Source organism: Sphingobium sp. AP50, assembly GCF_900109095.1.
Classification (GTDB): Bacteria; Pseudomonadota; Alphaproteobacteria; order Sphingomonadales; family Sphingomonadaceae; genus Sphingobium.
This window is the reverse complement of record NZ_FNYZ01000007.1, coordinates 25,008-50,695: the sequence shown is the minus strand read 5'-3', so window position 1 is coordinate 50,695 and position 25,688 is coordinate 25,008. Positions and strand designations below refer to the sequence as shown.

Below are 25,688 nucleotides of genomic sequence, written 5' to 3'. Positions count from 1 at the left end.
CAGGCCCCGTAGAGGGGGAAGACGACAAGATGCCGGTCATGACCGCCACCGTCGCCAGCGCTTTGCAAGAGCGCTCCAACTCAGACCGGCGCCGGCTGAGAGCCCGAGCAGCAGCATACCGCTGGCAAAGCAAGCCGCTGCTACCAGTATCGCTGCTCGCAGGATTTCAGCGATCGGCTTGCCAAGACAAAGTCCGGCCACGACGATCAGGCTCGCCATCATGAACGTCTCGATGGTGATCAGCCGAAACCGCCAGAGCCAGGCTTCCGCTTTTGCCCGTTCGGCGACGCGGGCTTCGATCTCCTGTTCGAGGGCGACATGTCGCTCGAGTCCGAGCGTGAACTGGACACCATTTGTCGTCTCGCGGTTCATGACGCCACCTTTCCAGGCTGGGCCTGCCGGCCGAGAAGCTGCGCGGGATCCACGCCGGCCAGTTCGCACACCGCCTCAAGGGGCGAAGCGCCGCGCGCGAGGAGCCGATCGAAGGCGGCGACCTCATTGGGGGCCGAAGTGTTGATCCAATAGGAGAAGGGGTCGACGACCAGGCGCGCAATCCCCAGGCCCAGCGGCGAGTCGATGAAGACCTCGCTATAATTGGGCTTGTTGTTGCGGACCGACTTCAGGAGATCGAGGACGAAGCCCGAATAGTCGAGGATCTTGTTCTCGACCGCCTTGTCAAAGGTCGATCCCTGCAGCAGGAAGCGCGTCGCGGCATTTTCCAGGATGACCTGGCCCGTGCCGCCGAATAGCAGCAGATCGTTCATCGACTGCAGGACGATGCCGAAACTGCCCTGATATTTACGGGCACGCCTGTAACCCTGGCCGAAGGCTTCGGCGAGGCGTGACAGGTCCTGCCCGTCGCTCTTGCTCATGAATTGCGCGGCCTCGTCGCACAGAACGAACCGCGGTCGATCGCGACCCGAGAGATAAAGCTCCTGCGTGACCGCATTCACCACCACCATGACGATGACGTTGAACAAATCGGGCATGTTCTTGAGGCGCTCGAGTTCGAGAACGACGAACTCGTCGCTCGAAATGTCGAGCGTCGAAGGACCGTTGAAATAGTGGCCATAAACGCCGTCGCTCGCAAAATCGCGCAGGTTAAAGGCCAGCTCGCGCGCGACGGGCACGAGATGATCGACCCGGTCAAGATCGCTAGTTATGTTTGCCGGGTAGGCGCCCAGCCACACGCGTACAGCGTCGATGCCATCGGCGGCCCGGCCCGTTTCGATCGTCCACTGGACAGCTGATTTCAACAGGTTCCATTGCGATGTTGAGACGCCTTTGCGCGTCGCGGCATTGGCCATTTCGGCAACGATCGCGACCGCCATGGCGATCGCCGACTGCCGATCGTCGCCGTCGATGGCGAGCCCCATGTCAAACGGATTGAGGACCAGATGCTCCTCGCCAATGTCGATATAGCGGCCCGAGCACAGCGTGCAGAGCTTCCTGTAGCTGCCGCCAATATCGATGATCCGGATGAGCGCGCCGCTGGCATAATATTGCTGGCACAGGTTATTGAGCAGGAAGCTCTTCCCCGCGCCGGACTCGGCCGAGACGATGAAATTATAATTGTTGATCCGCGCGTCGAAGAGATCGAGCGTGATGAGCTGACCCTTTCGCCCCGTATAGAGAAGGGCCGGGCGCCCACCGCCGCGAAAGTCGGTCTGGATCGGCGCCATCAACACCGCCGCCTTCACCGGCATGCGAAGATCCCGCTCTAATAGTTTGATTGTGCGGCCTTCGGGATAGAGGCCGAAAGGTAAGCTCATCGCCAGCAAAACAGGGTTGAGGTAGCTCTCTTCCTGCATCATGAAGGGTAAGGGCTCGCTTTCCCACAGGCGCTTGGCGCGCGCCGCCATTTCGCGGGCTTGGGCCCGGGTCTGGCCGAACAGCCAGACGGTCGGGATCACCGACACGAACTTGCTGTTGCCCGCTTCATCGAGGACCCAGCCGATCTCCTCGATCTGTTTCCCCACCTCGACCGCGAACGAGCCAGCCGCCTTCTGGGCCGAAAGGATCTGCGCACGTTTATGGATCTCGAACGCGCTGTGATCGAACAGGATGTTCAACGTGTAGAGGAAGGGACCGCCAATCTGATCGCTGTCCTCCGAAGATCCGCGCATACCACCGGTCAGGCGATTGGCGCGTTCCGCTGTCACTCGGCGCGCTGGCGACTTGGGCGTCAGACAGCGCGCAACCTGGTTGCCCAGGAACACTTCAGGGCCTTCGAACAACAGGTCAGGGCCGGCATCGATGATCTGCTTGCGCACGGGGCGGGCCGGATTGCCATCGTCGCCTTGCGCGAATACGCCGGGTGCGCGAGCAAAGACACCATTGAATATCCGGCGATAGAAGGAAACCAGCCCCTGCGGCGGCATGCGACGAATGCCGAGCTTGGCAAGCTGCTCCTCGATCTGCCGACGCATGTCGCTACCGATTTTTTGCCGGGTCTTGACCGACAGGAAACTGCGGAAGTCGCGGATCGGAATGCCGTGGAGGGCATCCAGGCCGTGGCGCCCTTCATGAAGATAGGCATAGGTCTGCTGCGCCGATGCCTGGATCAGCGGATCGTCCCGGGTCTTGAGGTCCAGAAAGGCATCGAGCGTATCGTCGATCAGCGGATCGGCAAAGGCATGGATCTGGACGACCGTGCCCGGCGGGAAATGGATGTTGAGCAGGCCCTGTAACGCACCATGCACATGGGCGAACATATAGGCGGAAGGCACCAGCTCCCAGGCATAGCCCCAGCCATCGTCGATACAGAGAAAGGCCTCTTCGCTTTCGTCCCAGGCAACCATCGGAAGATAGTCAGAATAAGCGTCGCGCGAGACGCTGCGCCGCAAGGCGGCAAATGTCATGCCGCCGCCCGTGCGTGTTCCCGGGGCCTTCATGGCCGGGGTCCTTCAGGCGCTGTCTCATCGAGCGGCTTCTCTCGCACCTGGTCGAGGATCGGGGCCTTGGCGGCGGGAGAGACCCGGTCCAGCAGATAGTCGCCAATCACCCATTGTGGCCGATCCAGCAGCGAATAGACATAGCGCGGCATATAGAGCCGGTCGGGTCGCGCCCGATCGGCATAGGGCATGATCAGCGTGCGCACCGTGCGTGAAGGCCGGAGCATCGGCGTCACCGGCGCCTCGATGAGGCCCTGCAACTCGCGATAAACGCTGTCGCGATAGCCTTGATAGGCGCTTGGGCTAGCTATTTTGGCTTGGGCGCGAGCGGTGGTGGGTGCCGCGTGCACCCCGTCCTGCACTCTGTCCGGCGCTGGCTTCAGCATCGCCTTGTCACGGGTGACTGACGGGTCCGATCGCGAAGCCCGACCCGCTACTGCGTCGGCATAGGCCTTGTCGGGATGGATGCACTGCCCGTGGTCGTTATTCTTACAGGAAAATTTTTCGGAATAGGGCGACATAAGAGAGCCAAGGCTCGTGCATCCCGATATGCTGACCAGGACAGGCGCGAGCCATAGGCACTTGGGCATAGCCGGGCTGGGGGCGCGAGACGACATGGCGGGTATCTCCGAATATGGGGGGTACGGGCGCATCAGAATTTGGCTCCTGCGCTGGGCTTGATCTCGAGGGTCACGCCCTCCTGGATCACGACCACCACATCCTTGGCGGCGCCGACCTCGACGATGGGGCCGGCCTGACGCGCCAGGTCGAGGTAGAAGTCGGTGAGTTTGTCCGACGATTTGGAAAGGCCGCCCGCGAGTCCCGCCTGCGCCGCTTCACCAGGGTCAAGGCTGCGTACATTGCCGAGCGCCGAGGTCGAGACGTCGCCAAGACTTGATTCGACGGTCTGCGAGAAGCCGCTGATGGTTCCCGCGATGAAAGAGCGGGCGAGCGCGGCGCCAGCGCGGGTGACGACCTTGCCCGACAGGCCCTTCTTGCCGTCGGTATCGACAAAGAAGCCCTTGATCGGTTGATCCACAACCGATCGCTCATCGAAATCCACACAGGACAGGGACACGAGCTGGACCTCCACTCGCTCCTTGGCGAGACTGCCAGTAGCGTTGCCGATCACAAAACAGCCCGCCAGGTTTGCCTTGACGTCATTGGGCAGCACGGCAGGTGCCTGGACCCGGGCGATCAGTGGCTCGGGATTGCTCGTCGCATCCCGGCTTGCGAGCGCGTCGATCCCCGTCAGCAGTCGCGCCTTCATAAAACCAGGCGGCAAATAAATCGTCCGGGCTTTTTTTTTGGGTGCGCCGGGGCTGCTCGGCGCGTCGCCCGCCACAATCGGCGTCGCGCTCGTCGCGCTACCGATCGCGCCAATCACCTTCTCCTGCGGCGGCGCGGGTGGCGCGGCTGGCGGCATCGGTGGAGGCGGAACCTCGTCGGCGCCGGTGCCCGGTACGCCACCTTGGCCCGGGATGGGTGGATAGGCGGGGATGTCGCTGCCTGGAAATGCGGGCGGCAAGTCGCCGGACAAGTCCGAAGGGTTCGATTGACCGACAGCGCCGATCTTTCCTGCCTCGATCGCGCTGACTCGGTCGCCAAGCAGGGATTGGCCATCGAGGATCTTCTTGAGGTCGCCGCGCATCTTGAGCTCAAGGCTGTCGCCGCGCAGGCCCGCGCCCATGTCCATCTTGGACGCACTGGGCGGAAGATCGGTAGGGGCGCTTGATCCGCTGCTGGCCGTGTAGAGCCCATATCCCAGGATCAGGATGCCGATACCAACGCCGGCCTGCTTGCACCGCAGCTTTTGGCTCGCGCTGAGCGTAGCCCAGTGGGTTCGCAGATCGAGCAGGGCAGGGCCGCGTAACTCGAGGGGCGCTTCGCCAGGTGCTGGCTCGACCTTGGGTGGGCGTGAATATCCCTGTCGCCCCGCGTGACTTTCAGGACTTGACATAGACTGCGGGGCAGCATTGCCGGGTTCGCCCCCATTTGGACCCTTCCTGCGCTCGGTCATGGCTGTTCTCCCCGGCGTATGACGATGAGGCGCGCGGTCTCATTGGGTTTGAGATCGGACCGGTCGAGGGTGATCGCAAAGATCGTCGATCCAAGCGCTGCATCGAGGAACAGCCGTTCATCGAGTTGGATCGGGTGTGCAGCCCGGATGAGATATTCCGAAGCCGAGAGGCCCGCGCCTTCGATTTGCACGGCCCGGCGCTCGACAAGATCGGCGCCGTCCAGGCCAGGCAGGGAAAGCGCGCCGTTCCGCGGCGCGATGTCTGTAAAGCTAGCCGGGATTCGATCCTCCAGCAGCGACAGGGTGATCGACACCGCACGCTCCTCTTCGACCAGCGGCCCCAGCAATTCGCTATTGGCTTGGGCGCGCTGTCTGGTGCCTGGAACGAGCGTTACCGTCTGCGCCGGAATATCGGCGGGCTCGGCATAAAGGGGGTAGATGGCGCCGTTGCAGGCGACGAAAAATTCCGACGGGGCGGTGACGAAGCTGCGGGTCACCTGGCCTGCATCGTCAGTTTCCTTGACCAGGAATTTGACCCAGGCATCGGCGCCGGCGCGCTCCACCGCGATTGCCTTTTCGGCTGAGAACTTCACATCCTCAATCTCGCCGCCGACACAGATGAGGTGATTGATGTCGCGGTTGGAGAGACGGATCGCGCTCGACTGATCGGGCAAGGCGACGATCGGTTGGGACTGGGCAAAAGCGGCGGCAGGGAGCGTTGCGAGCGCCAGCGCTATCGCTGCCACCTGCAGAAATTCAGCTTTCCGCATTGAAATTCTCCTCGGAGAGCGCGGTCAGCCAGAAGCGACCGTTATCGAGCGCGTAACGAATGTGTAGCACGCCCCGGAATTTGCGGATCACGCCGCCGATGACGCGCACCTTCTCGACGGGCACGACGATGTCGCGCTCGGTATAGGTGACGGGCTGGTCGGTTCGGATGTAGGTGGCGATCGACAGCGTCGGATTGTCCGCAAGCTCGTCCAAAATGCCATTGAGGCTATCGCGGATGCTGTTGAACGCGCTGGGGTGAACAAGGGTCAGCAGCTCCTGGAACTGGCGATCGGCCGAATATGCCGAATAGGTGCCAGCCATGGCGACGATATTGCGGGTCATGGTGCGCAGATAAGCGCTCGAAGGTTTGTTGCCCGTCACATAGAGATCACCGGAGGCGCCGAAGGGTACGACGACCGTGCGCTGGTTCTGGTTAGAGGAATAGATGACGAGGCCAAGAACAGCGGTGACGCCGAACAGGCCGGTGACAGCGAATTTCAACAGCCGGTTCTCTTCGAACAGGTTCGAGGAGCCCTGCAGATAGCGATGAATGCCCCAGCTCGCCGGCTTGCCCATCAGCGGGTCCAGCTCTGGCTGTCGGGCGGTGCTTCTTATGCGCATCTCGTGACCCTCACTCGAAGAAGCGGGTCTGTGTGGGACCCGGATAATGGGAAAAGCGCAGCAGCCCCCAGCGCCAGGCGAGATGCGGCAGGAAGCCGCGCGGCTTGGTCCGCTTCCAGGGGATGAAAAGGAGAAGGGAAGCGATGAGCATCCAGCCAATCATCCCGCCGACGATGACCGCGACGAAGATGGTGGCCATGACCAGTATGAATTCATCCGAGCCGAACCAGAGGATCTGGACGGGACGGTGAAGATATTGGGGCAGACGCTCGTCCACTTGTCCCTTCTCCTCCTGCTTTACGACACCCGCGCGGAGCATCGTTCCGGAGCGCCGACCATCGGCGCCCGGTTTGGGGCCGGCGGGGCAGACACAAGGTCAGAGCCCGACGGACGTGGCTGTCAGATGGTCATCCCGAAGGTCTGGAGGATCGAATCCGCCTTGATGAGGCAGACCGCCGCCACGATCGTGGGAATGCCGATCATGATGTTGGAAAAGAGTCGCGAGACCCCGAACAGGAAGGCGGCAACGCCACCGACAAAGCCCAGCGGTCCCTTCACGCCCTGGTTCACGACGATGTCGTAAATGTCGTAGCCAAGGTCGCCCTGGGCCGGTGCCGAGAACGCATGGGCCGCGCTGCCGACGATGCCAAGCAGTAGCAGCGCGATACCAAAATCCGCGGTAGACAGGAGCCGCTTCCCCAAATGCATATGCATGGTATTTCCTCCGTTGAAATGGACCATCCCTGGCTGTGCCTGCCGGCCGCGATCGTGATCGCTGTCGACCGATGAGGCAGCTGGATGACCCTGCAGGGGCTGCGTCATCGGCATTCCGGTCCATGCGCCTGACTCTGCTGCCGGTCCGTAGGCAGCAGCAGGGCCGTGCGCGATGGCCGCCAAAATTCGGGATCGGCGGGAGATCTGATCCCCGGGTTCAGCGCGCCACATGGTCGCTCGCCCTCTTCGCATCGAGGAAGATCTCGATCTCGCTCTGCTGAAAACCCGAGACGATCTTGCCGTCCAGGATGAGAGTCGGTGTTCCAGAAACACCGACCTGCAAAACGGCTTTGCCATGGGCTGCCACACGCGCATGCCCGGCCTCGCACTGAGTGAGCGTTTCCGGCGTCGCGCCGCTATACATCGTCCTGAAGGCGGCTTCCGGATCTGCGGCGCACAAGATATGTTCGGCCTTGGCCGCCGCCCCAGGATGAATGCCGGTCACAAAGAAGATATGCCGCCGAACCGGTTTGCCCTCTGCGGCTTTGCTCGCCCAATAACGATCCAGCGCCCGGCAATAGGGGCAATCGGGATCGGTAAATTCGACGACTTCGGGCGCATCGGCAGGCCCAATCACCAATGCCTGCGATCGGTCCAGCGCCGCCAGCCTTTTGCGCGCCGTTGCGTCCTGCGCCAGCGCCGTCAGGTTGATGCCGTGTCGGTCATAGATCGCCGCGAAAAGCACATTGTCGCTTTCTGGCGCATAATAGACCATGCGGCCGCCCGCATTGGCCTGGTATAGCGGCCCGCGAACCGGCGAGAGACGGAACTCGTCGAACTGCAGGTTCATGAAGCTTTGGCGCAGCTGCTGCTCGGCTTTCGCGGCTGCCTGCGAAAGCAGCGCGGCGTCCGGGGACGGCTGGGCGAGGACGACGGGGCTGAACGCGGCGCCAAAAAGGCAAAACAGTCCCCTGAACGGATCAGCGCGCCGCATGACCGGCCTCCTTTAGGGCTGCGCGGTGGCGCACGACGCCCTGCAGCGTGACATGCGATCCAAGTCTGATGGGGGAGGCGCCCGACGCCCTCACGCGATAGGCCAAACGCATGTCGTGAATCGAGAAGCCCTCAGGGTCTGATATGATTTGGCGGGCATGCACGATCGGGAGATCAGGACAGTGCCCGGCAACATCCGTCTCGTGTTGGCAGGAAGGCAGCAGGGCGAGCGCCGTCGCCGCGGCAAGCGCCGATATCAAGACCATGGTCCATCCCTTCATTTTAAGAGCGTCTGTCGTGCTTGGGGTGGAGCCTGCTGGGTCCGCCTCTTCACCAGCAAAGGAATGCGAGATGACAGAAGGCTGTGCAACGGGGCGGGCACTTTACTGCCGATCGGGCGCTGAAATGCCGAATGGGAAATAGGCTGCCTAATCGGCAATTTAGTGCCGATTTCTCCGCCAAGTACCTGATTTTATTTGTGGCGTCTTTCCGGATTTGATTGTCAGTCCTGCGGCTCCTGTTGGCGGAAAGACTATCAGCGTCGCCAGATCGGCGATTGTTTCGATTGTGGCTTTCTTTGTTTTTCCTATAGTTGGCGGACAGGGATGCCGTGGCGGGCTCGTTCTCCATGAGGGAAAGCGCATGTCACCAGAACGAGCGCCAGCTGTGACCACAAGTCCCCTCCTGGACTTCGTCAAGGAGATGTCGGGCCGACGAATCGAGCAGGCGCGCCGTCGCAGCGGCTTGACCCAGTCCCAGTTTGCCAGGGAGGTCGGTATCAGCATGAGGTGGCTAAGGGAGATTGAGGCTGGGAATCCCAGCTCGCGCCTCGACGACCATGTCGTGTGCGCGCAATATTTGCGGCTATCAACCGGACATATCTTTCTGCCGCTGCTCTTCAGCAGCCAGGACATGGAGTTTCCGCGAGAGCTATCCTATGGCGATTTCAGCGAACTAGAGCGCGAGTGCATCGACCTCATCGCCGAGAGGAATATAAAGCGGATTCAGACAAAGTTGACGCCACGCTGGTGGTCGAAGCGGCCCGACAAAGCCTAGCTCGCAATGGCACCCTCCGATCCGGTCACCCATGAGCGCGTGTATAAATGCATCCGGCGCGACATCCTCGATGGTACGATCAAGCCGGGGTCGAGATTAGCCGCAACCGATCTTGCAAGGAGGCTGGAAGCCAGCGTCACGCCGGTGCGAGAAGCCATGTACAGGTTGGTCGGCGAGGGTTTGATCAGCTCGGCCCAGAGCGGCTTTCATGCATCTGTGATCGACGAGGGAATGCTGCTGGATGTCATCGACGCCAGCCAAAAACTTCTCATCATAGGCCTGCAGCGCCTTTCGCCTGACGAGACGCTTGAAAATGCGTCAGCCAAGGCAGGAGAGGAGCCCGACGCGGAACAGGCCACGGACATGCTCGAAACAGCCTTGTCCTATCTGTTCCGTTCCACAAAAAACGGGGTCATTATCGGTTGGGGCGAGAGGACAGTCTATCAACTCCATGTGCTGCGACTCGGTCAGTGTCTTGTGAGCCAGCGAGCGAGGCAGGAAGGCCAGACCTTGCTCAAGCTTGCGGCCATGCGCGATCGTACGCGTCTCGCGCGACAGATTCTCGCGCATCATCGCCGCTTGAGGCAAGCTGTAGTCTTTCATCAGGCAGCCATTGCGTCGCGATTGTCGCGTGATTTTAGGGGTTAGCGTCACGCGCATTGTCGGCACGGTCGATCCCGCCAGATCGGCGGCTTATGCGCTGCGATATATCAGTCGCGAGGATTTACCTTCCTCCTTGCCGCTCAATCGAGGGCAGCAAGCAAGGAGTAAAACGATGAAGATGGAAGACAATGTCGACACGCGCGACGTCATCGATCTGGGCACTGCGTCGGTCCTGACCAAAGGGGCCGGCGTTGGCAACGATGACACGCTCAACCCCCAGATCCAGCGGAGCATGGGGCTTACCGAAGACTGAACGTAGGAGGGGGCGTGCAACAGGTGCGCCCCCTCTTATGCCATGGGAGAACGGGGATGGGCCTTATGTTGCGAGAGCATCTGTCTTTTGGTCTGTATGGCGAACGCGCTGTTTTTCTCGACGCGGCCCAGGACCGGTATTTCTGCATTTCGCCAGAGCTTAACAGCGTATTTCTTGACCTTGCACGTGACGGTCCGCCCGATGATGCTGGCGTACAGCGGCTTTTGGATAGCGGCATTGTCACGCGTGGCGACGTGGTCGGCAAGATCGCGGCGGTCAAGGTTCCGCCTGCCACAGCGTCGCTAGTGGCAGCGCCGGCCGTGCTGGCGTTTGGCAGCCTGTCCCTGTGGACCGCGACAGAAAGACTGTGGATCGCCGGCGCATTACGGACACGCCCGCTCTCAGCCTTTCTCGACGCTGCCAACGCAAGTGCGCTCTACGAGCGTACGCCGAAATATGATGACGAAATTGCCGAGATGGTAACGCACTTTCTCACTTCCAATCGTCTGCTCAAGGAGCAGGGGAGGTGCCTCTCGACCTCCATCGCCTTACGGCGCCGACTGCAGAGAAACGGTCATCGTGCCGCATTGGTCTTTGGCGTTCGGCTGTTCCCCTTCGAAGCCCATTGCTGGCTGCAGCGTGGCGTGACGGTACTCAACGACCATCACGAGTTTGTGGGCCAGTTCACGCCTGTCCTGGCCGCCTGACCATGCAACGCTTTTTGCTGATCACAGGGTCGCATGACAGGGACGGGGCGCTGGCAGCGTTGGCGGCACGGGGCATGACAACCCTATTCCAGAATGACGTCATCGTGGTCGGCAGCGATGCAGACCTAACCTGCCATCTGCTCCCGAACGGCGCCGGCGTCGTGCTTGGACAGTTGTTCGACCGGGACTATCGCCCCGCGAACCTCGATAGTTGTCCTGGCCAAGAGACAGGCCTTGGTCCGAGCGAATTGGCCAAAGACTTCTGGGGCAGCTACGTAGCGATCCTGCAGAGGGGTGCGATCATCGCACGCGACCCATCGGGCGCACTACCGGCCTATTATCGGCAAGAAGAAGGCCATCTCTTCGTCAGCAATGATGTCGATCTCCTGTCTGATGTCTTTTCAGTCTGTTGGGAAATGCTCTTGGACAACATCGCGTCCGAGGGCTTCCATGCGCACAAGACCTGCCTTGCAGCTATATATGAGCTCAGGCCAGGCATGTACCTCCATTGCACCGACCCCAGGCCCATAGAGCATCCCTTCTGGTCGCCGTGGGATCATTGTCATCTCCAGCCTGCCCTATCCAGGGCGCGCGTCGCCCAAGAGCTCGAGACCACCATCTGCAAGACCATCGCAAGCTTGGTGTCATCCTATCGAAAGCCCTTGTGCCTCGCATCAGGGGGGCTTGATTCTTCGATTGTTCTGGCCGCCTTGGCCGCGGCCAATGTCGAGACGGCTTGCCTGACCATTTTCACGGCAGACCCGTCCGGCGATGAGCGTAGATATGCCAGCATGGTGGCCGATCAATTCGGCTTTGCCCTTCTCGAGGCGCAATATGAGACAGATCATGTCAGCGTTGCGGGCTGTGCGGCGCCCTATCTGCCACATCCCAAACGTCGTCCCCTATTTCAAAGCATGTCCCATCTCGCCGCCAAGGCGGCAGTGGAAACAGAGGCCGACATGTTCATCAATGGCAATGGTGGCGATCAGATCTTTTCCTTCACAATGTCGGCGACCCCCATCCTTGACTGTCTGAAGGCGCAGAGGTCGCTTCTGGAAATATTGGCCACCTTCGAAAATGTCAGCCTGCTGACGGGTTGCTCCCTGGGAGAGGCGATCATGGGGCTGTGGCGGCGCGCTCGCAAGCCGACCGGCTATGCCTGGCCGATGTCGAACCTTTTCCTGAAGTCCGGTCGGGCGTTGGCTGCCCCCAAGCATCCCTGGCTGAACTGTCCGTCCCACGCCTTGCCTGGCAAGGCGCACCATATCGCGATGATCTTGCGCATGCAGGAGCATATCGAGAACCCGTTCCAGACTAATGACCCACCGATGATCACGCCGCTGATGGCACAACCCATTCTCGAAGCTTGCCTCGCGATCCAGAGCTGGCAATGGATTTTGGGAGGGCAGAACCGCGCGGTCGCGCGCGAGGCGTTCCGGCACCGCCTTCCCGCGGAGATCCTGACGCGCAAGGGAAAGCCCGGTCCTGCAAGCTTTTCTGCGCTCCTGCTCCAAACCTATTTGCCGCAAATGAAGGAACGCCTTCTCGACGGACATCTTGCGCGACAAGACATCATCGATCGTCGCGCGGTCGAAACCGCGATGGCGAATATTTTGGCGCAGGACGTCAATGAGTGCCGCCGTTTATTGCAGTTGGCGGATGCAGAGGCTTGGTGCACCCACTGGCATGGGCGTGCCGCATCTGCCGTCGCTGCAAAGCGCAGCTAGCCTGACGGGCTGGCATCACCTCGCATCTCCTGCCAGCGGGACCGCTCGTCGCGTCGGGATGGCAGGATGTCGCGCAACCAATAGTCGAACCAGGCAATATTGCGCCTGTAGATGGCGAGCCGATGGGCAGGCTGCTGTTTCACATGATATTCGTCGGGAAAGACATAGGCGTCCACGGGCTTATGATAAAAGCGCAGGGCGCGTATGGCCTCGAGCGACCAAAGATATTCATCGCTGGAAAGGTTCAGCAAGACCGGAACATTGATGCGATGGGCATTGCGCGTCACCGACATAGGCGCCCAGACCGCCGGATCATCCTGCAAAATCCCAGGAAAGCCTCCCTGTTCGAAATATCTGGCTGTCCGGCTGCCGACAAGCGCCATCGATCCAACAGGCTCCTCGCAGCAATGGCTTACCGCGGCCGCCTGAAACAGCTTACTGTTGATGAGGGCGAACCACAGGCTGCTCGAGCCGTCGCTAAAGCCTGTGATACCCTTCTTTGAAGGGTCGATCACACCCTTTTCCTCAATGAGCTTTATGCCCCGCTCCAACGACGATTCCACGCTGCGGCGATTAGCCCAATCCTTGCGATTGATGGCGGATCGCTCTGGCCCAGAGGCGCCTTTCGCAAAAGAGCCGATGTCTGGTGGCATATCAAAGCTCATGACGGCGTAGCCACGCGCCGCCAGCGCAAAGATTGGATATTCGTCGCCCGTGCCGCCGCGCAGAAAGCCGCGGCTGCTGTAGGACACAATGATGAGGGGGTGACGCTCCCCGGGGTGATGATTTGGGGGCAAGATGAGGTCTGCAAAAGCCGGGATGTCCCGATCATTCTTCCAGTAGAGGCGTTCGACCGTTCCGAAGGCCTTCCCAGCAAATTCTGGATTGGGATCGTACAGATCATGCATCCGTCCGGTGCGAGGATCCAGACTGACGATATGCCGGGGCCGGGTGGCCTCCTCATGCGCACAGACAAGCTTGGTGCCTGCCGCCGGCTGACAATCCAGAAGCAGTCCTTCGGTTAGATACCGGCGGCTGGCCTTTCTCGAGCCGACCCGCCAATGGTACAAGGCGTAGCGATCTGACGACGGGCCTTCACGCCGTAGGAAGCTGATCTCCTTTCCATTGCTGCTTTTCCACAATTTGTCGATCTTGCCTGAACAGGCTTCGGCACGGCACTGTGCCATGATCCCATGTTGAACCAGCCGCTCCGTTACGCTGTGCTGCGGCTTGTCGGCACCCCGCGCCATTTCGGCCCAATCAATAGATGCCTGCGTTCCTGCCGCGGCCATATTTGCCGTGGTCGAGGACGATGGAAGAGCGATCCTGCTGGTGAGGGTTGGGAAGGGCGCTCTTAGATAGGGGCGGCTGCTAGACGATGGGATGAACCGGTCGTCCAGCCGATATCCGGACAAGGCTTCGATATCGCGCTCATGCTCAAGCTGCGCGAGTTGGACCGCCGTAACCTCCAGCGCGCGCGAGTCTGGACCCCAGGCAACATGTACGGCGTCGCCAGAGCCATGATCGATCAGCGTTGAGGCACGTCCATCCAGATAGGCGACACAGGCTCTGGTTTGTCCATTCACCCGCTTGAGGTAGGCGATGGCTTTTCCGTCTGGAGACCAGAGCGGGCGAACCACAACGGGAATGCCCGTGTAAACCGGGCCATATTCAAACCGGGGTTCGGCGCTGAGCAAAAGCGCACCCCCTTGGTCAATGATGCGCACGGGGCCGATACCGTCGGTCGGAACGGCAACGATCTCCAGGCAATAGCTGTTAATGGACGGCACGGCCCTCTTGAGCTGGAGGGCTGCCCATCGACCGTCTGGCGATACGCTGAGACCCGGGGCAGTCTCACCATAGTCGGACACGCCGATGTCCCGTAATCCGGCTATATCTTCCGCGCTGACGTCCCTGTTCAGAGAGGTCGATGCGTTATGGACGGCTGTCGGAACGGCGCAGGCGGAGGTAGGCGTTGGCGCCGTTGCGCCCAGCGCCATTGCGGCAAGGCTCATGATCACCAACGCTTCTCCAGCGTGATGCCGATTGAGCGCCCGACAATCGAATAATTGGTCGAGTCATAAGGCGGAATATAAGGCGCGCTAGTGCGAACCTCGTCGGGCATCACGTTGAAAAGATTCTGGATGGATGCAGAAATCGCGACGCCATTCAGCGCGCCAGAGCGGGGCTCGTACCGCAGATTGAGATCCACGGTGGTCATGCCATCGCTGCTATAGACGTCCGTTGTGCGGCGGTCCGTGATTCCACCGCTATAGTTGACGAAGGTGGCCGCCATGACATCGCCCGCCTGCCAGGTCAGGCCGGCGCGACCACGCCAGTGCGGTGGTCGGTAAATCGTGCCGGCCAGCTGGACATAGTCCTGGCCGGGAAGAAGCTGCTGCGCACTGTCGAGATAGGTCAGGTTGCCCGTGATGCCAAAGGTGCCGACTGAGGCCTTGAGCCTATAGTCCAGCGTAATATCGACGCCGCTGATCTTCTGGCGGGCGGCGTTTCTGTTTCTATTGTCGACGATGAACAGAACATTGGCTGCATTGAAGGGCATGCCGGTATAGTTTTGGAGCCCCTGGCTCGCGACGGCCAGTGCTGCATCGACCTGCGCTGCTGTCGGGTTTGCAATCACCAACTCGCCATAGATGGGGTTGGTGAGCGCCCCGGCGCGGCCCTGTAACGGGGTGATTACGCGGTCGATATAGTCGGTGTGAAAATAGTTAAGTTCGATCCGCAGACCGGGCACGCGCACAGGCGTTATCGTCGCGCCGACCGACCATGTTTCGGCTTTTTCCGGTTTGAGTTCGCCGCTTCCGCCCGAAAGCTGAAGGACTGTGGCACCGCTTGGCAGCCCGGTCGCACCATAGGAACTCGGCAATTCGAGATAGGCCCGCTGCGTGAGAAAGGTCTGCCGCAGCGTCGGTGCCTTGAAAGACTTGCCCCAACTCGCTCTGAAGGCAATCGACGTGGCGGGCGCATAAACAAGGCCGAGCTTAGGCGTGGCGATGTCACCAATCTCATTGTAACGCTCATATCGGACCGCGCCGGTCAGGATGAGCTTTTCAAGACCCGCGACCGCATTCATCGCGGTTACAACCGGCAGTTCCGTCTCCGCAAACAGATAGGTTGAACGGCGTGCCTCGTCGAACGCAGCGCCGGGAAGGGTGGCGCCCTGCATCACGGTCCACTGGCGCGAGTTCAGAGTGTTCCGTCTGTACCCGCCGCCGACGGCGATCTTGGCGGCGCCGCCTGGAAGGCTGAAAAGCCCCCCTGTCAGATTGAGTTCGCCTGCGGCTAGCGCATTTATATAATCACTATAGCCCACATAACTCAGCGCATCGGCCTGGTAGCCGCTGGTCACGAGCTTGCTGCTGTCCTGTCCGTAGGTCGCTGAAGCGGCCAGGGTCCAGTCAGGAGACAAGCGCCAGGTGAGCCGCGGGGAGATTGCGAACGACTCCAGCCGTGAATCCACCGCGTATCCCGATGACGTGAAATCTGCCTCCTGCGTGAAGGCGATACCGGTAAAGGACGTCCGACGGTTATAAAGGGCGTCGATGTCAAATGTAAGATTGTCCAGCAGGTCGTGATGGCCCGTAGCCAGGACATTATAGTGCGTCTGGGCAGGGAGGAGCGTCGCACCGCCATTCATGTTCCTGATAAACGGGCGGTCTTTCACCTCAATCGCACTATTTTGGCCATAATCGGCTGCCAGCATGAACCCGCCCGCATCCCATCGCTGTCCGCCCACCAGCGATATCTGTCGCTCGAGATTGCCGCCGTCCCACGCACCTGCGAGGCGCGCAGAGGCAGCGAGCCCCTCAAAATCCTTATGGAGTATGACGTTCACGACACCGGCGACGGCATCAGACCCATAGATGGCCGATGCGCCATCTGTGAGAATTTCGAGACGATCGACCGCCGCCAGAGGTATGGCCGAGATGTCGACGGACTCTCCGACAGCGTCATAGGCGAGACGTTTCCCGTTGAGGAGCGTCAACGTTGCATCGGCGCCAAGACCACGCAGGTTGACCCCCGTGGCAGAATTGACATTCTGATCGCCCTCGTTCGAGCTGCCCGCCATTACGCCCGGATTTTGCCCGCCGTTGAAATTTTGCGGGATAGAGCGCACGACATCGCCCAACTGCTGTTGCCCGGCATCCCGCATCGCCTTGGCGTCGACCGTAATGACAGCGGAGGTCCGAGCGGACCCGGCAATGCGCGAGCCTGTAACAAGGATGGTTTCGCCGCCATCGACAGACTCAGCCGTGCGGTTTCCAGATCCCCTGACATATATACTGCCCTCGCGACGTTCGATCGTGATGGGCATATCGCGCACGGCCCGGTCTAGCGCCGCCGCTGCGGGCATGGTGCCACGGATCGCCGACGCCCTGAGCGTTCGCACAACGGACCGCTCAAACAATATTTCCATGCCCGACATACGTGCGATGGCGCGCAGGGTGATGTCCAATGGCTGGGCGGGAATGTCGAAGGAAAAGACAGATGCTTCCTGTGCCAATGCAGGATCGGGCGCGCCGAGTGCCAAAACCGAAACAGACGTCAACATGGCGCACGACAACGCATACCGAAAAGTCATGAAAATGCCCCCTTATGCGGCCCGCTGCTGCAATTGGCGGGCTCTTGAGGCATTCACGCGCGACGGCCGCGCGCCCCTAAAGGCCGGAGCAAAATTTATTCGGGCGATGGCCCTTTGGGCTTCGACAACAATATCCGATAGGGCTCTCGGCTGACCCGAAGATTGAACAGATGCGCCAACTTTTCTGCCACATTCTGGGTATGTCGCAGCGAGAAAACGCCTGACACTTTCAGTTTCGCCAAATGGTCCTCCTCCAGTTCGATAGGGACCAGAGAATAGCGGTTTGCCTCAATTATCACCTCGCCAAGTGGCACATCGTCAAACTCGGCGCGGGAGGATGGCCAGCGCGTGTCGGATAGGCGCTCGATGGGCTGGGCTGTAGCGAACTGGTCGGTATAGGATGTGCCTTGCCCGGGCCGTAGATGCTGGACCTGCGGCAACAACAGAGGATGCGTGGCCTTTGCTTTGGTGTTCACATCGATTGCGCCTCGAAGCAGTTGCACGGATACGACTTTGTCGGCTTCAACACGCACATCGAAAATCGTGCCGCGCGCCGTGATCACGCCGAGTCCTGCAGCCACCCGGAACGGCCGCCGTTCATGCGCGACCTCGAAGCGAGCCCGGCCCCGTATCAGTCTGAGGCGCCGCTCGGTTGAGGAGAAATCGATGGTCAGCAAACTATCTGTATCAAGGGTGACCCTTGATCCATCCTCCAGTTCGATGAGCCGCACCTCGCCCACGATCGTGCTGTAAGCAGAAGGCATTGGAACAGATGTACCAGCACGCCTTGACCGGTTTTCAGCATGAACGTCGCCCCGATCCGGTTGGGCGAGCATGTATGACAGAGACAGGGCGCAGAGTGCGGCAAGGACGATCACGCACAGGTCCGGTAGCAGGCGCCAGCGCATTCGTGTCGCTGGGCCTGGCTGGCTATCTTCGGTCGCATCGGAATCAAGAAAAATCTCCGCTATGCGATTATAGGCGGCACGATGCAGCGCACCGCGCTTGAGCCAGGCCTCGAAATCTGCCCGATGCGCATCAGCGTCCGGACCGCGCATCTTTGTGAACCAGTCGGCTGCTTCATCGTAGAACTGGTTGCCCATCCCTTCGCGGGCGTTGTGTTCGTCGCTCATTTCTGATCCAACTCCCGCACAAGATATTTGAGTGCCGACGAGATATGATACTCGACCGACTTGACGCTGAGTTCCATTTTTAGGGCAATTTGAGCATAGCTTAGCCCCTCCCTGCGATGCAGCAGATAGATGGTTCTCGTTTTCTCGGGCAACTGGTCGATAGCGCGCTGTATCTGTTGCTTCACGTCTCTAGCCTCGATCGCCAGATGCTGTTGGGGAGGGATTGGTGCGGCGTTCCTTTCGTCGAACGGCGCTGCGCTCATCAGTTTGCTCCAACGATTATCGCGCCGTGCCGCACTGATAAGCATGTTACGGGCGATGCGGCGCAGATAGGGCAGGGGATCGCCGCTGAATTGCGCCCTGGCGAGACTCAGGAAAGTCTCCTGTACCAGATCCTGGGCGTCAGCATCGCTGCGGCCCCTTCGTCGAAAATAGCGCAGCATCCCTGCAGACTCGACACGAAACATCCGCTCGATAAGTGCTTGCGGTGGGAAGCCGTCTGAATCGCAATTCTCGTCAGGTGGGCACGTCATGGCGTGACCAACTTCACGGTCGAAACCCGGCGCGACCCTACCGGAGTGTACAGATGAAACATGGATACAACGCAACAGGGCGACAAGGATCATCCAGCGTACCGGACAATCTTCATGTTGGTGTGCCGCCGTTCGCCTCAAGCTTGAGGCTTTGATCCGGGACGGCCACCCGGCCATTATGGACGGGCGTGCATGATGCCTGACGAGAAAATCTACGGGGAGGCCGTCGGCAATCCCGCCCCGCCAAGTCAATCTGCACGTGTGACGGAGACTGTCAAGCTGTGCCGTCGCGGCGCCGCCGCGCGTGTCGAATCAATGCCGGCAATGGCGATGCCGGCGAGCGATCCCGGCGGGGACACCCGCCGGGATCAGAGATCGCTATCCGTTGAGCTTGTCCTTGACCGCCTTGGCGGGCGTAAAGGTCAACTTTCGCGACGCGGCAATGCTGATGGTTTCGCCGGTCGCCGGATTGCGCCCGTCTCTTGCCGGGCTGTCCTTGATCTTGAACTTGCCGAACCCGTTCAGGGAAATCTCCTCGCCCTTTGCCGCAGACTCCATGATCGCCGCGATAAGACCGTCGAGTATCTTCTTGGCGTCCGACTTAGCGATGCCCTGCTGGGTTGCTACCGCGTCTACCAATTCTGTCGTGTTCATATGCGCTCCCGTCTTTGAACGATCGCGTCAATGCCCAATAAACCGGAGGGCGTCGATAGGAAGTTGGCAGCCTTTCAAGCTATCGTCTCTTCACCTGCTGTTCTCGAAAGGCCTGTATGAGCTCGATCTGGGCATCAGCCAGAGCATCGACCGCGCCAAGTTGTCGCTTGCCGTGGAGGAGATGCGATGGACACCGACCATCGACATTGCCCAGGTTCGGGCGATGAACCTGATAGCCGACCAGCCGCGCCAGTGCCGGTGAGAAGTGCCGCGCCGTCTCCGGCGGATAGACCAGCGTCTGGATCTCATAGGGTTTGAGCCAGCCGAGCGAGTAGCTCACGATCATGCCTCTTCGCGCCGCCATTGTGCGGTTGGCGCCGCCCGAATGGAGGGTTGAGCCCAGAAAGAGGAGGGCGCTACCGGGAGAGATTGCGAGCGAGACCGCCTCGGATGGATCGATAAGATCTTCAGCGCGCCGGCGATGGCTGCCGGGCCACAGGATCGTCGATCCATTGTCGGGCGTATAGGGCGTGAACGGCCACATCACGTTGACGAGGAATTCAGCCTCATGGTCTGGTGGCAGCATCGCACCGGCACGCCACATATCCTGGTCGCGGTGCGGAACCTGCCGCTCGGCGCCGGGCCGAATTTCGATAGCCTGGGTGAGGTTGAGCTGGATAGTGTCGCACCAGGCGCCGAGCATCGTCTCGACAATTTCCAGAATGAGCGGCTGTTGGATGAAAGCTGCGACATGTGACGATTTGTTGAGCAATCCACCGAACCGGACTGTGTCGGCCCCATAAAAGGGGCCTTGGGAGACGGGTGTTCGGCAAAAGTCGCGATCGAGGTCCTGCGCTAGAGCGCGGACGCAGGCCAGCGGGATGAGGTCGTCAACCACGCAATAGCCCACCGCATTGAGCGCATCAATATGGGGGCGGGCCGGGTGCCCGATGCGTTCCTGCTTCATTGGACTGCCCCCCTACTGCGTCGTCCATCGCGGGTGATGGCGACCGGCGTCTCGTCCCAGGTGCCGGCTTGGTCCATCAAAGACTGGGTATTGTCATCCAACATGATTTCCAGCGCGATGACCAGACCGCTTGGATCTGGCTGCGGCAGGCCAAGCGGCCTGCACCGCCAGCCATAGGACAGGACCTCGGGCATATACCAGACGTAGACGACGCAGCATAAATGCGTCGCGCCATTCTCCATGGCGGTTTTCACGGCCGCTGTCAGAAGCCGGTTGCGCACCTCCCGGCGCCGGGCCGCGCGTATGCGCGGTGAGAGGCACAGCCGGGAAAGCTCCCAGATGCGAGGCGAGGCTGGCGCGCCTGCCTCGCACAGATGGTCGAAAATTGCACCCAACACCGTCGGCCGATCCGTGGGCAATAGCCGGATCGAGCCCAGATGGTCCCCTTCGGGCGAACCGATGATGAGATATACTGTATCAGGACCGTCAAATTGGTCGATTTCATAGCGATCGTCCGGGACCGGCAGATCCCAGCCTAGCAGATCGATGAACACCCGCTTACGATCCCGGTACATGTCGGCCAGCAGCGCATCGGGGACGCGCGTCAATATCCCTGTTTGAACGGACAGCATGATCTTCCTCCTGCGTGAGAGATCAGCAGGATGCGAAGGATCACAGCTGCCCGCCATTACCCCAAAGGGGGGGATCAGTGCTTGGTGAGCAGATCGCGATAGCAAAGCTGACCATCGAACAGGGCGCGCACGATCAGCAATGTGCGTTTGCCGACTTTATAGCGTCGCATCGCGTCGAGGACGTGCTTGCGCACGGTGTCTTCCGAAACGCCCAGGATTTTGCTGATTTCCCAGTTGGTCTTGCCGGAACCAACGAACACCAGACAGTCCAGTTGCCGTTGCGTAAGTTCTGGTATCGCGCCTTGGAATGCTCTCCCCTTGCACCTGATGCGCCGCGCGACCTCGAAGCTGTACATTGCCACGATCTGGGCGCAGCCGATGCGATTGTGCGTGAGCTCAATTGGCTGGTCGCTCCCAAATGAGCAAGTGCCGCGATATTCGCCCGCGACGTGCACGGGTACGGTAAACCCATCGCGCAGGCCAAAGCCTTCGGCCTCCAGCAAAATGCGATGCTGGCGTTTGCTCAGCGCGATAATCTCGGGAACTTCGCGCCAGCCAAAGCCGGTCAGCCGCTTGTTGCTCGCCGCCAGGATTGGGTCGTCCTGAAAGTAGCGCTTGCGCACAATTCTCTCGATCCAGGCATCGTCGTAGCTCATGAGCGTTACCGAATGGTCAGGCGGGTTCGCCAGATCGACATGGTGCAGTAGCGCATATTGTCTGAAGCCAAGCGCATGGGTCATCTCGCCAAGGACGTCGCGAAGTGCCGTCTCCTCGGTAATCGCGCTGCATCCATCCATGAATTCGATGATCTGGGGTGACATGAACATATCAAGGGCTCCTGCTTAAAGGGTCTGAACACGCCCTCCAGGAAACCCGCCCCTTTGCCGCTCCGCTTTGCCCCCCTTTCAGGGAATGGGCACGTTCGCGGTGTCGTGAAATGTTTGTGACAGTTAAGTGACAGGGTGAACATAGATGGACGTTCAAAATGAGCGCGATTTTTTCGCCATATCGGTGAGAATTAGCTGGAGGCAGGGTCTTGCTGTCGCCAAACCGCCGACGCCAGTTTGGCGGCGACATCGCGGGGTCGGGGAACCAGCGCCAGACGGCTCTGGGATGTAGGCCAGTGGATGGCGATGCATCCGGGCAACGCGAGCAGCGTTTGGAAATATGCCTTGCCCTGATCACGGTACGCCGACTCGTAGGGCGGCATATAGGCTTTGAACTGTGTGCCGATCCTGTCTGGGACATGCTGCTGGATCTCTACGCGTCTGATGAACGCGGTCGGGATATCGCTATCTCCAGCCTTGCCACGGCTGCCAATGTGCCGCCCACAACGGCGTTGCGCGCCATAAAAGGCATGACTGCGCTGGGGCTCGTGTCACGGCAATCTGATCCCAGTGATGGTCGGCGCATCTATATCAAGCTGACACCTAAATCGCGGGAGACTTTGGCTGCAATTTTTGATGCCATCGCAGAGCGTCGGTGATGGAGACCGGATTAGCGACCCAGCTTTTGTGCATCCCTGCGTTCGACATACGACTTCAGGGTTGCTGGCATTTGTTCAATGTCTACGCCGCTTTTTCAGGCAATTTATCAAATGGAAGCTGACGCTTGATCGAAGATTAATCGCAAGTCCTTTCGACCGGACGATGCGGGATAGCAGCGCGAGCCGGCCCGTAAGGAGAGAGGGATGGGTGAAGAAGGTGGTTCGGCCATTTTTTCGGGAATTCTCCATGCCCTACGCCCTAGCCCAACATCACCCTGAAGCAGAACTGCAGCTTGCCAGGCTCGCGAAGCGTCTAGGCGGGAAATCTGACGGCGTGAGCGCCATGTGCCTATGTCCGGCGCATGATGACCGCAGACCCAGCCTGTCCATCAGGGTCGGTGACAAGTGCCTGCTCTTCAAATGTTTTGCCGGCTGCGACACGCGTGATGTGCTGCGTGCCATTCGCGCCCTTGGCCTGTCGGCAGGACGATGGCAGCCGTCTCCAGCGCCGCCATTGCTGCGCAAGCCCGCCTTCGATGGACGGAGCGCTGCGCGCAGATTGTGGCACGAAGCGCAGTCCATCTCAGATGGGCTGGCGACGCGATATCTCGAAGCGCGCGCGCTTCCCGGGCCATGGCCGGCGTTGCGCTATCATCCGCAAACGCCGCTCGGACGGGGCCAGTACATGGTCCGGCGACCGGCTTTGCTCTCCGCGATCATCGACGATCGCGGTATCTGCGCTGTTCAGCGCAGCTTCCTCGATGCGGCCAGTCCGATACTTGCCTCCGATCTCGATCCCCCACGAAGGATGCTGGGTTCACCTGGTCGGGGTGCCGTCCGCCTCGCGTGGCCCAGAGATTGCCTAGGCATAGCCGAGGGCCATGAAACCGCCCTGTCGGTGATGCATCGCTTGCAAATTGCCGTCTGGGCGACGCTTGGCAACGAACGCTTCGGCCTGCTCGACATCCCTGCGCACGTCTCGACGCTTCTGCTGTTCCCCGACAACGATCTGGCCGGCCGACGCGGCGAGGAGATCGCCCGCGCACGCTATGAAGCCCCGGGTCGACGGATTCTCACATACTGGCCGCCTGCGCATGTGAGCGATTGGAACGACCTCGCACAGGAGGAGGGGAGGGAGAGGGGCGGGGTGCGGGTTGCGGACTGATGGTCAGTGCGCGCCGCTCAAGGAGTATCCCTCATGTCCAAGCTTCCCATCCTGGTGCGCGCCTGCGATTGCGAAAAATCACCCAGCAACGTGCGCAAAAGTTCAGACTCCGCCGCAGATCTGCAATTCAGGGCGAATGTCGCGGCCCGCGGCATCATCCAGAATCTCATCGGCGTTCCCGTTCCGCGCAAGAAAGGGCAGTATCGCATCGTTGCCGGCGGCCGGCGGCTTGATGCGGTCCATAGCCTCATCGAGGATGGCACCTTCGCAGCAGATTATTGCATCCCCGTTCTTGTGCTAGGCGACAGCAAAGACGCGATCGAGATCAGCCTTTCGGAGAATTTCTTCAAGCTCGACATGAACCCTGCCGATGCCTGCCGGGCGTTCCAGGATATCATCGCGCTCGAGAAGAAGACCCCCGTCGATGTCGCCAAGCGCTTCGGTCTTACCGAACGGTTCGTGCTTGGACGGCTGCGGCTCGCGGGCCTGGCAGAACCGGTCTTCGAGGCGCTGCGTGGCGGCGATATCACGCTCGACGTCGCCATGGCTTACGCCAGCACATCGGACACGGAACGCCAGGCTAATATTTTCAATGAGCTTGCCGGCTCCTATTATGCCGACAACGTCAACGAAATCAGGCGACGCCTCACAATCGGCGATTATCTGGGCAATGATCCCAAGGCTTTGCTCGTCGGCCGCGAGGCCTATGCAGCGGCCGGCGGTCAGGTGGACTGCGATCTCTTCTCAACCTCGCAGACCGAACGCTGGACCAGCGGCGATATTCTCGAGCGGCTGGTCGTGGAGCGCCTTCAGGAAGCCGCGGCGGCTCTTGCAGCGTCCGAAGGTTTTGCCGAGGTCCGCGCGATCCCGGCGACCCGCGTGCCCTATATGGAAACGCTGCGCCTCACCCCAGTCGAAGGCGGGTCCGTGGCACTCTCGCCGGAGGAGGAGGAGCGCCAGCGCGAGATCGAGGCAGAACTCGAAACGATCAACGATAATTGCGACGAGGAGGGCTATACCGAAGAAGAGGATGCGCGCGTTCGGGCCCTCGAAGCGGAATATGCCCGTATCGACGAAAAGCCACCGATCATTCTCGACGAGCATAAGGCGTCGGCCATCGCCTATCTCGTGATTGGCGCCGACGGCGTGCCGCGCCTGCACGATCAGCTCTATACCTGCCCCGCTCCCGTCGACCACGACGAAGGCGGTGTCGAAGACGATGTCATCGACGAAGACGAAGTCCAGGCGAGCGAAGAGGCGTCCCCCGATCGACCTGCGATCTCCCAGCGTCTGCGCGACGAACTGGCCATGATGAAGACCGAGATTCTCAAAGTCCATGTCGCGACCGACACGCATTTCGCGCTCGATCTCGGCATCTTCTTCATGGCCGAGGCCGCGACGCAGAAATATGGCGCATACGATCTCCCTTCCGATCTGCGCGCCAACGCCCCGTCGCCGCGTGTCTATGGCTTCGAAAGCGGTACGCCGGCGGCCGAACATTGGGCATCACTAGACGCTGGTCTCGATCGCAGCTGGACGGAAGCGAAATCCATCTCCGAACGCTATGACGCCTTCTGCGCCCTGAGCGAGGAAGCGCGCGGGGCATGGCTTGGCTGGTCTGTCGCCAGGACGCTGCACGCTGTACCCGCAGGCGATCGCGGGACCGATATGATCGATCATCTTGGCCGCAAGCTGGAGATCGACATGGCGGCCTGGTGGCGTCCGACCGCGCGCACCTATTTCGATCGGGTGAGCAAGCCGCGCATTCTCGATCTCTTCGAAGAGATTGGCGGGCTCGAGCTCAAGAGCCGGTATGGCGCTTCGAAGAAGCATGACCTGGCAGCGTCGGCAGAAAAGCTCTTCTCCGGCCAGATCATCATCGAAGCAGAACTCAAGGAAAAGGCGCTGGCCTGGCTACCGGACGAGATGCGTCTCTCGCCCAATGGTCCGGTATTACTTGGGGATGCGGACGCGGACGCCGGCGCAGGCGCTTCCGATGGAACGGGCGACAGCGATACGCCAGCCGGCCTGACGTCGGACATCGCGCACGCGGCCTGATCGCCCAGGCAGGGCCGCGTCGCTCAAGGCGCGGCCCA

The 25,688-nt window shown here is 60.7% G+C and carries 26 protein-coding genes; 8 read left to right on the top strand and 18 right to left on the bottom strand.

The genetic code is table 11. The features are described 5' to 3' along the window. Positions 1-36 precede the first annotated feature (36 nt). The 10 genes from BMY84_RS13305 to BMY84_RS30110 form a co-directional block, all read right to left on the bottom strand. Complete coding sequence (locus BMY84_RS13305) at positions 37-372, bottom strand: hypothetical protein (protein ID WP_093084475.1); 336 nt, start codon at positions 370-372, stop codon at positions 37-39. Beyond that, positions 369-2,894, bottom strand: a complete 2,526-nt coding sequence (locus BMY84_RS13300; protein ID WP_093084474.1) for a TraC family protein — start codon at positions 2,892-2,894, stop codon at positions 369-371. The genes BMY84_RS13305 and BMY84_RS13300 overlap by 4 nt, the downstream gene beginning before the upstream one ends. Beyond that, entirely contained in the window at positions 2,891-3,484 is a 594-nt protein-coding gene (locus BMY84_RS13295; RefSeq protein ID WP_256215251.1) for a TraV family lipoprotein, read from the bottom strand. Before BMY84_RS13295 ends, BMY84_RS13300 begins: the two co-directional genes overlap by 4 nt. 62 nt (positions 3,485-3,546) lie before the next feature. Further along, the gene (locus BMY84_RS13290; protein WP_093084471.1) at positions 3,547-4,854 is read right to left on the bottom strand and encodes a TraB/VirB10 family protein; all 1,308 of its coding nucleotides are present in this window, start codon (positions 4,852-4,854) and stop codon (positions 3,547-3,549) included. A 56-nt stretch (positions 4,855-4,910) separates the two neighbouring features. Beyond that, entirely contained in the window at positions 4,911-5,684 is a 774-nt protein-coding gene (locus tag BMY84_RS13285) for a type-F conjugative transfer system secretin TraK (RefSeq protein ID WP_093084469.1), read from the bottom strand. Next, entirely contained in the window at positions 5,671-6,306 is a 636-nt protein-coding gene (locus BMY84_RS13280; RefSeq protein ID WP_093084468.1) for a TraE/TraK family type IV conjugative transfer system protein, read from the bottom strand. The genes BMY84_RS13285 and BMY84_RS13280 overlap by 14 nt, the downstream gene beginning before the upstream one ends. 10 nt (positions 6,307-6,316) lie before the next feature. Then, entirely contained in the window at positions 6,317-6,583 is a 267-nt protein-coding gene (locus tag BMY84_RS13275) for a type IV conjugative transfer system protein TraL (protein ID WP_069066788.1), read from the bottom strand. Between the two features lie 122 nt (positions 6,584-6,705). Next, positions 6,706-7,020, bottom strand: a complete 315-nt coding sequence (locus BMY84_RS13270; protein ID WP_069066787.1) for a hypothetical protein — start codon at positions 7,018-7,020, stop codon at positions 6,706-6,708. Positions 7,021-7,237: 217 nt separating this feature from the next. Beyond that, positions 7,238-8,014, bottom strand: coding sequence for a DsbC family protein (locus BMY84_RS13265; RefSeq protein ID WP_093084466.1), 777 nt, complete (start codon positions 8,012-8,014; stop codon positions 7,238-7,240). Then, the gene (locus BMY84_RS30110) at positions 8,001-8,279 is read right to left on the bottom strand and encodes a hypothetical protein (protein ID WP_093084465.1); all 279 of its coding nucleotides are present in this window, start codon (positions 8,277-8,279) and stop codon (positions 8,001-8,003) included. Before BMY84_RS30110 ends, BMY84_RS13265 begins: the two co-directional genes overlap by 14 nt. A gap of 400 nt (positions 8,280-8,679) precedes the next feature. Here BMY84_RS30110 and BMY84_RS13255 point away from each other — a divergent pair, with 400 nt between their 5' ends. The 5 genes from BMY84_RS13255 to BMY84_RS13240 all read left to right on the top strand — a co-directional run bounded on the left by BMY84_RS13255 (position 8,680) and on the right by BMY84_RS13240 (position 12,419). Beyond that, positions 8,680-9,069, top strand: coding sequence for a helix-turn-helix domain-containing protein (locus BMY84_RS13255; RefSeq protein ID WP_256215238.1), 390 nt, complete (start codon positions 8,680-8,682; stop codon positions 9,067-9,069). A 6-nt stretch (positions 9,070-9,075) separates the two neighbouring features. Continuing rightward, entirely contained in the window at positions 9,076-9,717 is a 642-nt protein-coding gene (locus BMY84_RS13250; RefSeq protein WP_093084463.1) for a GntR family transcriptional regulator, read from the top strand. Positions 9,718-9,844: 127 nt separating this feature from the next. Further along, positions 9,845-9,985, top strand: a complete 141-nt coding sequence (locus BMY84_RS29080; RefSeq protein ID WP_143075040.1) for a benenodin family lasso peptide — start codon at positions 9,845-9,847, stop codon at positions 9,983-9,985. A gap of 56 nt (positions 9,986-10,041) precedes the next feature. Then, entirely contained in the window at positions 10,042-10,692 is a 651-nt protein-coding gene (locus BMY84_RS13245; protein WP_093084462.1) for a lasso peptide biosynthesis B2 protein, read from the top strand. A 74-nt stretch (positions 10,693-10,766) separates the two neighbouring features. Continuing rightward, positions 10,767-12,419 (top strand): asparagine synthase-related protein, encoded by a 1,653-nt coding sequence (locus BMY84_RS13240; RefSeq protein WP_177204012.1) that lies wholly within the window; start codon positions 10,767-10,769, stop codon positions 12,417-12,419. Here the strand turns inward: BMY84_RS13240 and BMY84_RS13235 are convergent. The 8 genes from BMY84_RS13235 to BMY84_RS13200 form a co-directional block, all read right to left on the bottom strand. Further along, positions 12,416-14,419, bottom strand: a complete 2,004-nt coding sequence (locus tag BMY84_RS13235) for an Atxe2 family lasso peptide isopeptidase (RefSeq protein WP_256215237.1) — start codon at positions 14,417-14,419, stop codon at positions 12,416-12,418. The two genes, BMY84_RS13240 and BMY84_RS13235, sit on opposite strands and share 4 nt — an antisense overlap. Before the next feature lie 17 nt (positions 14,420-14,436). Beyond that, positions 14,437-16,755, bottom strand: a complete 2,319-nt coding sequence (locus tag BMY84_RS13230) for a TonB-dependent receptor plug domain-containing protein (protein ID WP_177204010.1) — start codon at positions 16,753-16,755, stop codon at positions 14,437-14,439. 362 nt (positions 16,756-17,117) lie between these two features. Next, entirely contained in the window at positions 17,118-18,155 is a 1,038-nt protein-coding gene (locus BMY84_RS13225) for a FecR family protein (protein ID WP_093084456.1), read from the bottom strand. After that, positions 18,152-18,781, bottom strand: coding sequence for an RNA polymerase sigma factor (locus BMY84_RS13220; RefSeq protein ID WP_177204009.1), 630 nt, complete (start codon positions 18,779-18,781; stop codon positions 18,152-18,154). Before BMY84_RS13220 ends, BMY84_RS13225 begins: the two co-directional genes overlap by 4 nt. 285 nt (positions 18,782-19,066) lie before the next feature. Beyond that, positions 19,067-19,342, bottom strand: coding sequence for an HU family DNA-binding protein (locus BMY84_RS13215; RefSeq protein WP_093084453.1), 276 nt, complete (start codon positions 19,340-19,342; stop codon positions 19,067-19,069). A 79-nt stretch (positions 19,343-19,421) separates the two neighbouring features. Beyond that, a complete protein-coding gene (locus tag BMY84_RS13210; protein ID WP_093084452.1) occupies positions 19,422-20,309 on the bottom strand; it encodes a phytanoyl-CoA dioxygenase family protein in 888 nt (295 codons plus the stop codon). Further along, on the bottom strand, positions 20,306-20,941 hold the full coding sequence (locus tag BMY84_RS13205) for an acyl-homoserine-lactone synthase (RefSeq protein WP_093084451.1): 636 nt from the start codon (positions 20,939-20,941) through the stop codon (positions 20,306-20,308). Before BMY84_RS13205 ends, BMY84_RS13210 begins: the two co-directional genes overlap by 4 nt. A 74-nt stretch (positions 20,942-21,015) precedes the next feature. Continuing rightward, positions 21,016-21,768 (bottom strand): LuxR family transcriptional regulator, encoded by a 753-nt coding sequence (locus BMY84_RS13200; protein WP_093084449.1) that lies wholly within the window; start codon positions 21,766-21,768, stop codon positions 21,016-21,018. 209 nt (positions 21,769-21,977) lie between these two features. Between BMY84_RS13200 and BMY84_RS30420 the strand changes: the two genes are divergently transcribed. The 3 genes from BMY84_RS30420 (at position 21,978) to BMY84_RS13180 (ending at position 25,650) form a co-directional block, all read left to right on the top strand. Further along, positions 21,978-22,427 carry a winged helix DNA-binding protein gene (locus tag BMY84_RS30420; RefSeq protein ID WP_256215235.1) on the top strand — a complete coding sequence of 150 codons (450 nt, stop codon included), beginning with the start codon at positions 21,978-21,980 and terminating at the stop codon, positions 22,425-22,427. A gap of 208 nt (positions 22,428-22,635) precedes the next feature. Continuing rightward, positions 22,636-23,592, top strand: coding sequence for a DUF7146 domain-containing protein (locus BMY84_RS13185; protein ID WP_256215233.1), 957 nt, complete (start codon positions 22,636-22,638; stop codon positions 23,590-23,592). 33 nt (positions 23,593-23,625) lie between these two features. Next, positions 23,626-25,650, top strand: a complete 2,025-nt coding sequence (locus BMY84_RS13180) for a ParB/RepB/Spo0J family partition protein (protein WP_093084445.1) — start codon at positions 23,626-23,628, stop codon at positions 25,648-25,650. The last annotated feature ends 38 nt before the right edge of the window (positions 25,651-25,688 follow it).